The organism is Singulisphaera chitinilytica (assembly GCF_049331405.1).
In the GTDB taxonomy this organism is placed as follows: Bacteria; Planctomycetota; Planctomycetia; order Isosphaerales; family Isosphaeraceae; genus PoT.
The window spans coordinates 754,771-769,785 of record NZ_CP186274.1; the positions used below are offsets into that span (position 1 = coordinate 754,771).

Annotated in this window: 9 protein-coding genes; 3 read left to right on the plus strand and 6 right to left on the minus strand. The window is 65.4% G+C overall.

The annotated features are described in order from the left end of the window. Positions 1-139 precede the first annotated feature (139 nt). Complete coding sequence (locus ACOYYX_RS02780) at positions 140-790, plus strand: EF-hand domain-containing protein (RefSeq protein ID WP_422928410.1); 651 nt, start codon at positions 140-142, stop codon at positions 788-790. A 177-nt stretch (positions 791-967) separates the two neighbouring features. Here ACOYYX_RS02780 and ACOYYX_RS02785 read toward each other — a convergent pair whose 3' ends face one another. The 3 genes from ACOYYX_RS02785 to ACOYYX_RS02795 form a co-directional block, all read right to left on the minus strand. Then, positions 968-1,423, minus strand: a complete 456-nt coding sequence (locus ACOYYX_RS02785; protein WP_422928411.1) for an STAS domain-containing protein — start codon at positions 1,421-1,423, stop codon at positions 968-970. 1,091 nt (positions 1,424-2,514) lie between these two features. Beyond that, positions 2,515-2,991, minus strand: coding sequence for a DUF4385 domain-containing protein (locus tag ACOYYX_RS02790; RefSeq protein WP_422928412.1), 477 nt, complete (start codon positions 2,989-2,991; stop codon positions 2,515-2,517). Between the two features lie 34 nt (positions 2,992-3,025). Beyond that, on the minus strand, positions 3,026-4,249 hold the full coding sequence (locus ACOYYX_RS02795) for a GGDEF domain-containing protein (protein ID WP_422928413.1): 1,224 nt from the start codon (positions 4,247-4,249) through the stop codon (positions 3,026-3,028). A 1,442-nt stretch (positions 4,250-5,691) separates the two neighbouring features. Between ACOYYX_RS02795 and ACOYYX_RS02800 the strand changes: the two genes are divergently transcribed. Beyond that, on the plus strand, positions 5,692-7,074 hold the full coding sequence (locus ACOYYX_RS02800; protein WP_422928414.1) for a Gfo/Idh/MocA family protein: 1,383 nt from the start codon (positions 5,692-5,694) through the stop codon (positions 7,072-7,074). 50 nt (positions 7,075-7,124) lie between these two features. Next, positions 7,125-7,814, plus strand: a complete 690-nt coding sequence (locus tag ACOYYX_RS02805; protein ID WP_422928415.1) for a 3-keto-disaccharide hydrolase — start codon at positions 7,125-7,127, stop codon at positions 7,812-7,814. A 105-nt stretch (positions 7,815-7,919) separates the two neighbouring features. Here the strand turns inward: ACOYYX_RS02805 and ACOYYX_RS02810 are convergent, their stop codons facing one another. From ACOYYX_RS02810 to ACOYYX_RS02820, 3 genes are all read right to left on the minus strand, one after another. Beyond that, positions 7,920-9,680, minus strand: a complete 1,761-nt coding sequence (locus ACOYYX_RS02810) for an alpha/beta hydrolase family protein (protein ID WP_422928416.1) — start codon at positions 9,678-9,680, stop codon at positions 7,920-7,922. A gap of 320 nt (positions 9,681-10,000) precedes the next feature. Further along, on the minus strand, positions 10,001-10,771 hold the full coding sequence (locus ACOYYX_RS02815; protein WP_422928417.1) for a sugar phosphate isomerase/epimerase family protein: 771 nt from the start codon (positions 10,769-10,771) through the stop codon (positions 10,001-10,003). 101 nt (positions 10,772-10,872) lie between these two features. Then, positions 10,873-14,598 carry a hypothetical protein gene (locus ACOYYX_RS02820; protein WP_422928418.1) on the minus strand — a complete coding sequence of 1,242 codons (3,726 nt, stop codon included), beginning with the start codon at positions 14,596-14,598 and terminating at the stop codon, positions 10,873-10,875. Between the last annotated feature and the right edge of the window lie 417 nt (positions 14,599-15,015).

Here is a 15,015-nt window from a genome sequence, read left to right on the forward strand (position 1 = left end):
GACGAGGCACCTCGATTTTTCTGTCCTCAAGTTCCCCGGCCGCCCGTTACTTACCGCATCGTCCGGGACGAATCAACGAATCGCGATCACGCTCCCAGGGTTCTTTCAAGCGGGTGAAATTATGCGAATGGGATCGAGAGTGTTGTGGACGTGGGGTGTTGTGGCCCTGGCATCGACGGCGATGGCACAGCCCCCCGACGAAGATGAAGGCCCTCGCCGGGGGCCGGGCGGGCCCGGCAACGGCGACCTCGTGGCCAGGATGCTCGAGTTCGACAAGGACGGCGACGCCAAGCTGACCCGGGTTGAAATCACCGACGAGCGGCTGGTCCGCCTCTTCGACCGCGCCGACGCCGACAAGGATGGCACCGTCACCAAGGAAGAACTGACCGCCCTGGCCTCGAAGGAAGACGAGAACGACCGCAACGCCCCTCCGGGCTTCGGCGGCCCCGGCGGCCCGGGTGGCCCCGGAGGTCCCGGCGGCCCCGGCGGCCCCATGATGGGCTTTCCCAGGCCGGGTGAGATCATGCCCGCCATGCTCCAGCAGCGCCTGAAGCTCACCGCGTCGCAGAAGTCGAAGCTGGCGGACCTCCAGAAGGACGTCGACAAGAAGCTCGAGAAGATCCTCGACGCCGACCAGAAGAAGCAGCTCAAGGCCATGCGTAACCGAGGTCCCGGCGGCCCGGGTGGGCCTGGCGGCTTCGGAGGCCCCGGAGGTCCTGGAGGCAGGCGTGGTGGCCCCGGCGGTCCCGGCGGCGGTCCTCCGCCGTTCGAGCCTGACAGCGATCAGTGAGCCTTCGAGCGAGTGCTTGGAATGAACGAGGCGTCGGGGATCCAGCCGGATCCCCAATGCCTCGCTCCGTTATCCCGGCTGTCGCTCGTCGCTCGGGGAAGGAACGGCTTTGGTGGGTTGTCGGATGTTCGCCGCGGCGTGATCGGCAGGTCGTGTCGAACCCATACCGCCGGGTGATTATCGCTTGTTGAGCCAGGGCTGGAGCAGGGAGGCGAGGAAGTTCTTGCCCGCGGCGAAGCCCGACTTCTTCTCGTCGCCCGAGGTCGGGTCGGGCCGGCCGAGGAATGCGGCCACGGCCCCGCGCTGGGTCTTGTGGATGTCGAACAGCGAGTCGGAATGCGTGAGCTCCAGGAGCCGGAGCACGTCGGAGCGGAGCCGGCAAATCTTCAGCTTTCCCCCCCCCTCGCGGATTCGCTTCTGGAACTGCAAGAGGACCGCGATCGCGGCGCTCTTGATGGATTCAACATTCGCCATGTTGAGCACCACCTTCGGCGAGCCAGAGGCGATGGCATCGGCCCCGAGCTGATATAGTTGATCCGCCGTCTCTTGCTGGAGCTCGGATGTCGTGACCAGGATCGTGCAGATCCCCTCCACGTCTTCGCGATGGAATGGCTTCCTCGATGCAGATGACATAGGTCGAGCTTTCCTGGATGAAAATGAATATGGATTCCGCGATGACGAATATCTGCAGCTTGGAGCTTCGCAGATTTTTTACCATGAATCGATCTGTTTCTTCACAATCGAAACGATTCGTTTGGGAATTCGTAAAGAAATTAAATGATTCGTCGTACTAAAGGTTCATGTCAGATGTCGAAAAGGGTTGGCCATGAATGCCTTGGACTAATCATCTCGGGTTTGCATGATGTTTCGGTATTGCGACATCATGAGATGCGTTATATCCATGGTGCTGTATGCGGCGGCGGGCAGGCCGGTCTATCGCCCCCGGCGATCAAGGCGGGTCAAGGTTGTGCAGGTGTTTGAAATTTTCGCAATTGCATTCGCATTTCGGCGGGTTTCGTTACCTGGCGGATCATTCTAAGGCGAGATCATCTGAGGGTCGATCCCCGACATCGATCAACATGCCTTACTTCCCGAAAGTTGGAGGCAAACGACCCGCGAGCCTGGAGTCGCAACCCTCGGGAAGCGCGGACCTTTCGAGGATGGAGTTGCGGGGTTTTCCAGCACCTCAAGCATCGCACACGGTGAGTCCCGCCAACGAGTTGTGCCCGCAACTCAAGGCCACCACAAGGCAAACATAGTCCACACTTGAGGTTCGTCGAACTTTTTTTAATGAAGTAGGACGAACGAGTCTCGCAACGCCCTTCTCTCACCCACCCCGAAGACACTGGTCTCCATCTCCAGGGACAAAAGTCTGGCGGGAAATGACCTGTCGTCAATCGGTGTCAACTTGCCCTCTTGATTCACTTGTGGCAACTGTGGCAACATTGGGAATTGTTGGATTGAGTTGATGGGGAAAAATGGGTGATTTGTGAGCGGCTTGGTCGCGATCCTTTTGGAGGATAAGCACTTAGGCAAGGGTGGTCGTTGATGGTGGAATGGGACTGGGGCTATCTCGTCGTTGCGTCTTAAATCGGTGATGGCATGAGGCGAGGCGGTCCTGGAGACGCTCGTTCTTCCCTCAGAATCACGATTTACTCGGCGAGGGGAAGGGCTCGAGGAGATGTCGAGGACGGGGCCATCCTTGAGAGGGGGAGGGGCTCGCGTCAGCCGTATTTCGACTTCCAATCGGCCTTCATTCGAGCGTAGGTTGGGTTGGCCTCGGCCTTCTTCCAGGCTTCGTGGAAGATCCGCGCCGACTCGGCCTTCAGGGGATCGCCCGTGCCCTTGGCCAGCGGGGCCTTGCTCTCCGGGTCGTATTTCCGGCCGCCCTTGTAGTTGGCGTAGCGTCGGGCCCGGGTGAAGCCCATCTGGAGGAACTTGCGGGCCATGTCGGCGCCGACGAAGTCCCTTTGCTTGACGAAATGCAGGAAGAGCCGAGAGATGGCCCGGCTGCTCTCCAGGGCGACCTCGGGGGTCTTGAACCGCCAGAGGGGTACGAGCTGCCCCTTGTAGGGCTCGCAGATCAGGACGCCCTGCTCGCCCTTGCCGACGCGATAGAGATCGGGATGCTCCCGATAGTCGACGTCGTCGCGCCAGTGATACCCGGCCTTATCGAAGTCGAGATAGCTTGGCTTGTCCATGCCCGGGAAGAGGGCAAGTCCCGGGCCAAATCCTTCAGGCTCTGTGGCTGATGAGCGAGCCCAGGTGAGAGCCCACCAGGCCTTCCTCGATGACTTCCTCTTCAGGCTGCGAGGATCGGCAGACCCGGTCGCGTCCCGCGCCCTTGGCCGCATAGAGGGCCGTATCGGCGGTCGCGATGAGGGCCTCGAGGTTCATCGACACTGCCGGCATCACGGCGACGCCCGCGCTCACGGTGGCCCGGATCAGGGTGCGGTTGAAGGTGATCGGCTTGTTCCGGAGCGCGAGCCGGATGCGTTCGCCCACGGCCTCGGCCCCTTCCTCGTCCACGCCAGGAAGCAGGAGCACGAATTCCTCGCCGCCGAGGCGGCCCAGGATGTCTTCCCGGCGCAGGCAGGTCTGGGAACGCTCGGCGAACTCGATGAGGACCTTGTCGCCGGCCGCATGGCCGAAGCGGTCGTTGATGGACTTGAAGTTGTCGAGGTCGAAGAGGACGAGGGCCACGGACTCGCGGGTCCGGGCGCTCCGCTTCATCGCCATCTCCGAGAGCTCGCGGAAGCCCCGGCGGTTCAGGAGCAGGGTCAACGGGTCGCTCATCGCCAGGCGGCTGAGCCGCTGCACCCGGCGCTCCATCGTCATCATGCTGCCGAACATCACGACGATGATCAGCGAGACGAACGACTGGAAGATCACGATCTCGTTGTATCGGTCGTTGTCGAAGGGCTTGTTCGTGAAGTGGTCGTTGAAGATCTCGCAGGCCCAGAGGAGGCTGACGCCGGCCTCGCCCAGGCAGAGGAGCGCGATGAACGAGCGGGAATAGCCGCTGTCCTGCGGGCTCCCCCAGAGGTCGCGGGCGATCAGGGACATCCCCATCGCCGAGCAGAGGTTGAACAGCGCGATCTTCATCGCGTCGTTGTCGCGCACCTCGGGGACGAGCACCAGCACGATCAGCATCCAGAGCAGGGCGGGGGCCAGGATCCAGGGGCGGGCGGGGCGATTGTCGAAGGCCCGGACGCCGCCATGCCAGAGGCCGATGCCCACCAGCAGGACGGCGTTGGCGATCTCCTCGATGCTGGGCACGTCGGGGATCTTCCCCTGGCAGGCGAGCAGGGTGATCCCCGCGCCCACGCAGGCGAAGCCCGCGCACCACCAGAGGTAAGACTTGGACGCCTGGTCGCAGAACCAGAGGACCAGCAGCACGACGACCACCGAGGCGGACGTCGCTGCCCACAAGGCGCCGACTGTGAATGTGTCAATCACTGGATTCGCGACCCCATGAATTCGGCTAGTTGATTCGTCATGAAATCAAATAGTCTCGTGTCGCTATCTCACGCCGTCAGTCGCGAGTCGGCCCGCCGTCGTCCCTGAAGCAGCCAGTCATCTCGGGAAATTGTATTGAAATCTTCGTATTTGCGATTATCGCTGTGTCGGGTTTCGGCGCCTCCCCCGGGGGAGGCGAGGCGACCGTGGAGACGGTCGGCCGGGGAGGTTCGCCCGGCGATTGCGGCGAGCCGGCCCGGGAAGGATTCGGGATCGACTCGCGTTGACACGCGATGATCCGCTCTATGTCCGGGTAACTCGAGCCGACGTGACCCAGTCACACCTGAGCAAGTGTCGTGCCCTAACCTTACCCCCGGGCCCTCGCCCGCCACCATGAGCACCGTCGGCCTCAAAGGTCGAGCGGGAAGCAGCCCTGATCGATTAGCGTAGTCGACTTGACAAGACGATCCAATAGGCCAACCTGATTGCGACACCAAAGTGGCTCTTAAAATGCCGGAAAATCCCGGTCTTCGCTGTGCTTGTTGCGTGTCGATCATGCGACCAGGGCCATGATGTTTTATACGAAAAAACTTAGACATGGCAACCAGGACGACTAATTAGTTGAGGCTATGTCGGAAAAAAACAACGACCCTTTTCAGATTGACTTGCGGATCCAAAACCGCATCGTCGGAGTTTCCGCCGCAGGCCCCGCAGGTTCTCGATTTGACAGATTTGCTGGGCAATGATTTGCCGGATTAGCCATGGGAAAGCCTGGAAAACTCGCGGTTTATCTCGGTTATTATAGCCGGGATTCGGTTGTTATATGCTTATTGGATCAAGTTGGCTGTTGACCAAAATATAAAGCGATGCGTCTAGACAGGCCTTAGGATTTGGGAAGTATAGGTCGCGGTTCGATTGATAAAGCCGTGCAGAGCCCCTTTTATAAGAGTGTCAACGTTAATTCGGCCTCGTTAAAATTGCGTTATCGCGGCTTAAGCAGGTCGTAGCTTGTTCGCGGCGAAGGGGCTGCGTCACTCGGTTCCTCCCTTCGGGAATCTAAGGTCATCGTGGCCTGATATTTTTAACTGCCTGGCAAACTCGGGCACCCTTCACAGGTCCCCTGGAATGTCATCATCTTGCCTGATCAACGCGGAGCCTGCTCTAGCACGCTCGGGATTGCGCTTTGCCTGAGCAAGCCGGGGTTGAGAGTGAAGTTGCCGGTCGGAATCCCGGTCACATGCGTCCGGGGTACGGGACCGTCAGGACGTTCCGAGATTGCCATCTCCTCGGACCCTCCCCCGAGGTCAGCACCTTGTTTCACTCTTGGGACTGATATATCATGCCCGGTATTAGGCAGGGTCGACTCATCTTCGAGCGAAACCAAAGAGGGCAACGGACGTACGCCTTGTCCTCGTCTTGCCACTTGCCGAGGGGGAATACCTATGGCGGTTCGGTCCGAGGATCGAGGGGGTAAGGGCTCGAGGCGGTCCTTCCTGGCGACGACCGGCGGGCTCGCGCTCGGCTTCATGGTCGTGCCTCGTCACGTGCTGGGGGGCGCGGGGTTCGTGGCCCCGAGCGAGCGCGTGAACGTGGCGGGGATCGGCGTGGGCGGGATGGGAGGGGGTGACATCGGGACGCATGCTCGCCTCGGGGCGAATATCGTCGCGCTCTGCGATGTCGATGAGGCCCGCGCGGCGGGCTCGTTCAATGCCTTCCCGAAGGCGAAGAAGTATCGCGACTTCCGCGAGATGATCGACAAGGAAGCGAAGAACATCGACGCCATCTCGGTCGGGACGCCCGACCACATCCACGCGGTCGCGGCGATGGCCGGGATCAAGGCCGGGAAGCATGTTTACTGCCAGAAGCCGCTCACTCACACCTTGCGCGAGTGCCGCGAGCTGACCAAGGCCGCGAAGGCCGCCGGCGTGGCCACGCAGATGGGGAACCAGGGGCACGCGACGGAAGGGGCCCGGCTCACGAATGAATGGATCCAGGCCGGGGTGATCGGCGAGGTCCGCGAGGTCCACGTCTGGTCCGACCGCGCGGGGCACCTCTGGAAGCAGGGGATCGACCGCCCGCGCGACACGCCGCCGATCCCCTCGACGCTCGACTGGAACCTCTGGCTGGGCCCGATCCACGAGCGTCCGTATCACCCGGCCTATGCCCCGGTGAACTGGCGAGGCTGGTGGGATTTCGGCACCGGGGCCCTGGGCGACATGGGCTGCCACATCATTGACCACCCGGTCTGGGCGCTCCAACTCGGGATGCCGACCTCGGTCGAGTCGCGAACGACGCTCGACGGCTCGGTCTTCGACGGGAACCGGCCGAACACCGAGACGTACCCGATCGCCGCGATGATCGACTACGAGTTCCCCGCCAGGGGAAAGCTCCCCCCCGTGCGGATGACCTGGTACGACGGTGGCCTCATGCCCCCGACACCCGCCGAGATGCCGGCCGGGCAGCGGCTCGACGGCAACGGCGTCCTCTACGTCGGCAGCAAGGGGAAGATGTACCACGGGTCGCACGGGGGGATGCCCCAACTCCTGCCTCGCGAGCTTCACGAGGAGGCGAAGAAGGTCCCCAAGACCATCGAGCGTTCCCCCGGCCACTACGAGGAATGGATCGCGGCCTGCAAAGGGGGACCTCGGCCGGTCTCGAACTTCGACTATGCCGGCCCGCTCACGGAGATCGTCCTCCTCGGCGTCCTCTCCCTCCGCGCCCCCGGGCGTCGGCTCGAGTGGGACGCCGTGAACCTCCGCGTCAAGAATGCCCCGGAGCTGGATCGGTTCGTCCACACCGAGTATCGCCCCGGGTATTCGCTCTGAGCGTCGACCCAGGCTCGTCTGAATCTATTCTCATTAAGTGAGATCTTTGTATGTTGAAGAAATTGGTTTTCACGGTCGCCGTGACCCTGCTGGCTGGCCGGGCGATGGCCGTGGAGAACACCCTGACCGAGCGTGAGAAGCAGGAGGGCTGGCGCCTGCTGTTCGACGGCCAGACCACCAAGGGCTGGATGTCGATCAAGGAGGAGCCCCTTGGGCCGAAGCACGTCCAGGATGGCACACTCAACCCGCATCCTTGCAATTACATGCTCGTGCACGAGACGGCGCTCGAGAACTTCGAGCTCGCGCTCGAGTTCAAGATCAGCCCGAAGTGCAACAGCGGCGTCTTCCTCAGGACGTGGCCTTTGAAGCCGCGGCCCGGCAAGGATGTCGGCTTCAACGGCATCGAGGTCGCCATCGACGACACGACCACGGCCGGATTCCACGACACCGGCGCGATCTACGACCTCGTCAAGCCCGAGGTCAACGCGATGAAGCCCGTGGGGGAGTGGAACACCTTGAAGATCGTCTCCGACCGCAATCGGATCGAGGTCGCGGTCAACGGCAAGGTCGTCTCGAAGATGGACCTCGACCGCTGGACGGAGATCAACAAGCGGCCCGACGGCTCGGACCACAAGTTCGACATCGCCTACAAGAACCACCCGCGCAAGGGCTACGTCGGCCTGCAGGATCACGGGAGCGATTGTTGGTATCGTAATATTAAGATTCGCATGCTTCCTTGATTCGTTGGTGATGGGGATGAGTGCGAGCGAAATGAGACGACCCGGGCTCGGGGGCAGGGGAGCCTGACCTCGATCCCGGGTCGTTTTCGTAGTATCGGAGGCGGGTCAGGAGGCGGGGCCGCCCTTGGCCTGGTCGCGGATCCAGTCGCCGATGATTTCCAGGGCGGCGGGGGCGATCGTCTCCTCGATCGAGGCGTACTCGGAAGGGGCCCCGGTCCGGCAGGTCTGGAAGAGGTGGTTCAGGCCGGGGAGTTCCTTGAGGACCACCCGGGAGTTGCCCGAGCTCTTGAGGGCCTTCTCGATCTCGGCCAGGTTCTCCTTGGGCGGGACCTGCAGGTCCTTCTCGCCGACGATCGCCAGGACGGGGCAACGGACCTTCGCCAGGGTCGGCCTCGGGTCGAAGCTCAGGAAGTAGCGGAACCAGGGGGTGCGCAAGACGGCGAGCTCGGCGTCGCCCTGGCTCTTCATCTTGGCGAGCTCCTTGCGCTCGTCCTCGGGCAGGGCCTTGATCGTTTCTTCGATCAACTCTTTCATGCGCTTCGTGGCGGCCTTGTCGTCCTTCTCGGCCTTGGCGACCGCCATCAGCTTCTTCTGGAGGTCGAGGCTCTGCGAGAGTTGCTCGTCCTTCGCCCCCATCGCCTTGCCGATGAGTTTGGCCTGCAAGGCGAGGATCTCGTCCCCCGGGAGGCCGGTGCCGGCCATGAGCACGATGAAGGCGATGTCGTCCGACTTCACGGCGACCATCGGGGCGATGAGGCCCCCTTCGCTATGCCCGATGAGGCCGATCTTCCTGCCGTCGATCTTGGGTTGCGATTTGAGGAAGGCGACGCCCGCCAGCACGTCCTTGCCGAAGTCCTCGCTGGTCGAGGTGATCGTGCTGCCGGTCGAGCCGCCAACGCCTCGGTCGTCGACCCGGAGCACGGCGACCCCGCGCCTGGTGAGGTAGTCGGCCAGGACGAGGAACGGCTTGTGGCCGAGGAGCGACTCGTCCCGGTCCTGGGCCCCGGAGCCGCTGATGAGGATCACCGCGGGGAAGGGGCCGGGGCCTTCGGGCGTCGTCAGGGTGCCCGCCAGCTTGATCTTCGCCTCCTCGTTGCGGTACTCGACCTCCTCCTCAGCATACGGGAATGGGGGCTTCGGGGTCTGGGGATGGTTGACCTCCGTGAGCTTGTCCTTCCTCGTCAGCGAGAGCGGGAAGGCCGCGCCCCCTTGCTTCCACTCGCCCGTGGCCTCGGTCGCCGTCGCGTTGAGCTTGCCGGTGAAGCTCCCGCCGATCTTCCGCACGGTGAACGAGAGGACGTCCTTATCCAGGGTGAAGGTGTCGGCGCCGAACTCGGCCGGGGTCTGGTCGGGGCTGGAGAAACTGGCCCGCGACGTCTTATCCTTCGGATCCTTTGTGACCCGCAGCACGAGCCGCAATTCGAGCCCCGCGCGGACGGCCAGCTTCCCCTCCCAGAACTCGACCGGGCCGGGGGGGACGAGCTTGAGGGTGAGCGGGAAGGACTTGCCGGCCTGCATGAACTCGCCGACGGCCTCATCCTCCTCGGCGTTGAGCTTGCCGGCGAACTTGGCCCCGATCTTGGGGATCTCGAAGGAGAGCGTCGTCTTGTCGCGCTTGGGCGAGTCGACCTTGATCCCGACGGCGCCCTGCTCGGGGCTGTCGAACGTCGCGGTCAGGGCGCCATCCTTGGACGGGGTCAGGTGCACGACGAGTCTCAGGCTGATACCCCCGCCGAGATCGAGTCGGCCCTCCCACGCTTCTTCCTTCGGCTGGGATGCAGGCTCCTGGGCCTGCGCGTCGACCGCGCCGCAAAGGGTCAGGGTCAGGGTCAGGGTCAGGAAGGCGAGTAAGACTGGGATGCGCATCTTATTGGGATTCCCCGGAGAGCGGGCGCGGATCGGCAGCGACGTCACACGGCCACATCGGCCGCGACGGCTCCGCAGGCCCTCATGCCTACCCGAGCGCGAACCTGGTTCGCCAGGGGGTCGCATCAAGAATAGGGTTCGTCGCCGGGCGGCGGTTCTTGGCGGAATCCGGGATGGATTCTGCCCGGGACCGGATCGGCATTTGCCTGCGTGCGAGTCGGGATGCTCGGCGGGTCTGGGTGGGAAGGGGGGGCGGGTGCTCCAGGGTTCGCTTCCGAAACGCCTGGAACACGCGATTCAGGCCGACGATTGGCTCAGAGTCAGAGGAGGCTCTCGAGCAGGAGCTTGAGCTTGCGGACCTCGACCTCGGTGTCGAACGGGTTGTCCGGCAGGTCGAGGATCGAGACGGTCAGGGCGCGGTCGTAGCCGACCCGGATCAGTTGGTTGACGACCCGGTTGTACTCGATCTCACCCTGGCCGACTCGCACCTGGAATTCGCCGGGGCCCTTGCCCGTGTCGCGCAGGTGGACGTTCTGGACGTAGGGATAGACCTCGTCGAAGTCGCCCCCCTTATGCGGCCCCTGGATGTAGTGGCTCGGGTCGAGCGTCAGGCCGAGGCCGGGGACCGCCTTGCAGAGGGCGACGGCGGCGGCGGGGTCGGCCGTGAGCGTCTTCGAGTGGGTCTCGAGCGCGAGTACGAGGCCTTCCCGCATGGCGAAGCTCGCCAGGACCTGGAGCCGCTTGACCTCGTCGTCGAACGACGTGCCCAGCGGCGCGGCCGAGATCGTCAGCACGGCCACGGTCAGCGGCTTGGCCAGACGGCCCAGGGCCTCGAAGCGGCGGCGGAGTACCGGGCTCGCGGGGTCGAGGTCGCCGAAGTCCAGGCCGAGTGCGGCGATGGTCAGGCTCGGCCCGTTGCGGAGCCGGTGCAGGGCCGCCTCGGGATTCTCGGCGACCTCCGACGGCTTGATGTGGATGCCGTCCTCGACGACCCCCAGCTCGATCTTATCGAATTCCAACTCGGCGATGTGACGAAGGGCCGATTCCAACGGTTCCTTCGAGAAGCAGAGCGTGTTGCAGGCGACGAACACCCGATCCCCTCCTGTCCCCTCCCTGTGGCACCCCGCGCGGTCGGCTCTCTCCGACCGGATCAGGTGACGGGGCCCTGGATAGTCGACGTCAGCCGAAGATCTTACCGCAGGAAGCGGTTGGGTGGTAGGGCAGTCGCCGTGCCCGTGCGCATCCCCTCGTGACGCTCGGCCGCGCCACCGGCGACCTGGCCGTCGCCGATCAGGACCGACGTCTTCGCCCAGTGGGACGAGGCGAGGCGGGCGAAGTCGGCATATCGCTTCTCGCGATAGGCATGGATGGCGGCCATCAGGACGAGCCGGGTGTTGAGCCGCTCGGGCTCCGAGAGCGCGGCGCCCGCCACGGTCAGGTCGTCCATCCAGAGGGTCCCGCCCGTCGGCAGCTCGAATCGGAGCCGGACGCGCTCGAGGCCCCCCGCGGGGATCTCGACGACACGAATCCCCAGGTGGGACCACTGGGGCTGCACCGTCAGCTCCGACCAGCGGAGGAAGGGCTGGCCCGCGGCCTCGCCCTCGATCCAGGCGCGGACCTTCGCGTCGGGGTCGGCGGATCGGAACCAGGCCTGGATGTTCAGCGCCGTGTGCCCCTTGGCGGCGAAGTAGTCGCTGGCCATGATACCCGGAGGGGCGGTCGCGCTCAGGCGGAGGCTGCCCCGCCCCGAATGCGGCTTGGCCGGGTCGATTTCCACCGTGGTCCCCATCCCGCCGAGCGCCTGCCAGCCGGTGATCGGCGGCGGAGGCGTCCGGTTCCCGGTCAGTTGGACGAGGGGAGGGGTGCTCGGTTCGAAGCCGGGGTTGGGGGGGCCGAGCCCGGCGCCCGGGGCCTGGCTGAGCCTCAAGAGCAGGCCCGACAGCTCATCGTGGCGGGCCTGCATGCCGGCGAGGACGGCGTCGGACGGGTGGGGGATCAGCGAGCTGACCTCGAGCTTAGCCGAGGCGACCCGGAGCGCGGCCACGCCGAAGGGGGGCAGGTCCAGGACGACCCGGCTGCCGCTGTTGCCGGCGGCCTCGGGCGAGAGGCGGAGGCCTCGGCCCAGGTCGTCGACCGTCGCGGACGCCTCCGCCTGGATCAGGGCCTCGAGCCGGATCGGGTAGGGGGTGTCGTTCGCCATCGAGAGGAACGACGAGGCCCCGCCCTTGATCATGCGCACGGCCACGCCGAAGGGCTGACGCGCGATCGGGGGGCTTGCGGTTGCCGAGGCGGGCAGGGCCCGGAAGACCCTGGCGAAGTGCCTGATCCGGTCCTCCTGGCCCACGACTGTCGAAGAGTCGAAGATCATCCAGCGGGGGTCGAGAGCGGCGATGGCGTGACCCATGATCTTGTCCCCTCCCATGCCGTCGGGCTGGGGGACGGCGGTCAAGTGCAGGCCGCTGTCCCGGACCTGCGGGGGATTCGGCCCGGCCGGCTTGCCGCCACCTTGAGCGGAGGCGTCGCCCGATCCCATCAGGATCAGGCCCCTGCCGGTCTTGGCGGCGACCAGGGCATCGAGCTCGGGGCTGGTGGCCAGGTCGTGGGCCAGGTCATCGGTCGAGAGTCCCGCCCCCCTGAGGACCACGGGGGCTCCCTCCTCGTTCGACCACGACTCCAGGTCGAGGCCCACCGCACGCCAGGCGTGGGTCGGGGCCAGGCCGGCGAGGTCGACATGCCGGGCCTCGGTCCCGGACGGCCCGTCGTCGAGCCTCGGCGTCATGACCGCCAGGACCGTCCCGGGCGCGGCCCGACGCGCGGTCGCGGCGAGCTCGCCGTAGAGCGCGGCCATCCCTTTCGCACGCCAGGTCAGCCAGGGCATTCGCCCGGGGCCCGAGAGGAATTGGGCCCTGGCCACGTACCGGTTCGCATCCTGGAGGTCCACCCCGGGGAGGCCCGCCGTCGCGTCGGCCCCGAAGGCCTCGCGGACGAATCGCACGTAGGTGAGGTCGTCGAAGCCCGTGTCGGGGCTCCCGAGCAGGGTCGGGCCGGGGCCGAGGCGGATCAGGAATCCTTTCAGGTTCTCATGCGACTTCTTGAGCGTGGCGACCTCGGCCATCCTCCGCTTCATCGCCTCGCGGACGTCGGGGTGGAGGGGGTGGTAGACGTTCCCGTCCGCCTGCCCTCGACGGTCGAGCCGGACCATGCCGCTGGCGACGGCATCGTCCGTGGCAGGGTCGGGGATGCCGGGCAAGGTGCCGTCGAAGTCGGCCTCAAGCCAGGCCGTGCAGCCTTGCCGGGCCAGGATCCGCAGCAGCAGGTCGAGCCGGTCCGGCCCGGTCGCGTCCTCGGCCGCCTGGCCGTCGAGGCGTCGACGCTGGCCGCGGTCGGCGATCCCCGCGGGCAGGACCACCGACGTGGCACCGCAATAGGTGAGGTACTGGCCGAGGTTCCGGGCGGGGACGAAGATATCTCCTCCCGCCGCGCCTCCGCCGAATCGATCGAGTATCGCGGGCCTGGCGAGGTAGAGGCCCAAGCCTCGCGGGTTGGCCTTAGGCTCGACGATCGGGGGGCCCTTGGGGATCTCCGTCAGCTCGCTGAGGACGACGCTGCCGACCTGCACGGCCGCCGCCGGGTCGCGATTGACCAGGACCAGGACCGGGTCGGCGACGTCGGGCCAGATGAACCAGGAGAAAGTCTCGGCCGACCCGCCGTCGAGGATCGGCGGCCCGGAGGCGCAGGCGTCGAGCAGCAGGTGCGAGGGGCTGCCGTTAGGCCCATTCGAACCGACCATCGCCACGCCCAGTGACGAGGGATGCCCGCCGACGACCGTCAACGTGAGCTTGTGGGGCTTCCCGGGATGCGGGACCTTGAGCCCGAGCGCCGACCAGGCCAGGCCGTTGGCGTCGGCCGGGCCGAGGTTCGCCGTCTCGGAACCGGCCCGGGTGATCCAACCCCGGAGGCGATCGCGTCGGGTGGCCTCGACCAGCGCGGCATCCGGCACCGTCCAGGATGTCCCCGGGGCCGACAGGGGCTCCCGGCCCGACGCCGTCGGGTGCTGGCCCCGGAGCTTGGCCAGGTCGATCCGCTCGACTTCCTGCCCGGCCTCGGCCTTCGGAGGTTCCGTCGTCGGGGACTTGGAGCCGGCCACCACGAGGGTCGTCCGGCGCCTGGCGGAGGTTGCCGTCGAGTTCCGCCGTCGACGGAGCCAGCGGCCGAGCCTCGTGTGCTCTACGCCCGTGGCCATAAGTTCCCAGTTCGCCTGGACCTCGAGGACATACGTCCCTTCGCCCTTCGGGGCAGGGATGTCCCAGACCTTGGCCGGGGCGGTCTCGACGTTGGTGGGGACGACCTCAAGGCGCTCGTCTCGCCAGACCGGCTCGCCGCCGCCGATGGGGCGGAGCTCGGCCGAGCATCGCAGGGAGACTTCGGTCGTCTCCGGGGTCAGGATGTTGTAGGCGACGGTGACCGGGAAGAGACCCCCGGGGACGGCCGTCCCATCCCCCTTCTCCAGGTCGATGCCCAGGGCATCCCAGGGGAGGCGTTCGACGACGAGTTCAAGCGGCCCCTGGGCGAAGGGGCGCTGTTGGCCGTCGAGCAGGGCCTGGAGCGGGATCCGGACCACCTGGCCGAAGGCTCGCAGGATCAGGTTTGCGCCGAGGGGGGCTTCGAGCCGGGCCCGGACCCGTCCCGACGGATTGACGCCGAGCCTCCAGGCCTGGGCGTCACCTCGGGGTTCTTCGCGGGCGTCCGAGTCCGAAGTACGCCACGCAAGTGCCTCCACGACCTGGCCTTCGGTCATCTCGAGGTCGACGGCCGTCTCCACGCCGGCAGGGATGGCCGCGGCCTTCCACGAGACCTCGATCGTGAGCCGGACGGGAGCCGCACCGGGCTTAGCGGGCGAGATCGGGGCGGCTGCCATCGCGACCGCTCCTGTGAGGAGCAATGCCATGACTGCCAACAATTTGCGCCTTCCATTGCGCATGCCGGGTTACCACTTCCCTCTGAACTCAGTCGTTCGTTCCGACTTCCCCAGGCCGGGCAGGATTTGCGTCGTCCCTGACGTCAAGTGTCCCGCGGATCCAGGAGATTTCGTTCACGCACCTGCGCTTCGTATTTCAAAGTAATCGGCAGTCCTCTCGAGCGACTAAAACCTAATTCTGAAAAATCGGTAGAACCGGCTCAGGCTGTTAGTCACAGATTGGCTCACAAGTTTCGCCGCATCGTCGCGTCCAGGGCGAGGTCGTTGCAAGTGACGAATTTCCAGGTTTCTTGCAAGAAGGGCCGTCCCGCCGGGCGACTAAATGTCATATGGGCCGTTCAACCGGACATGGGGTGC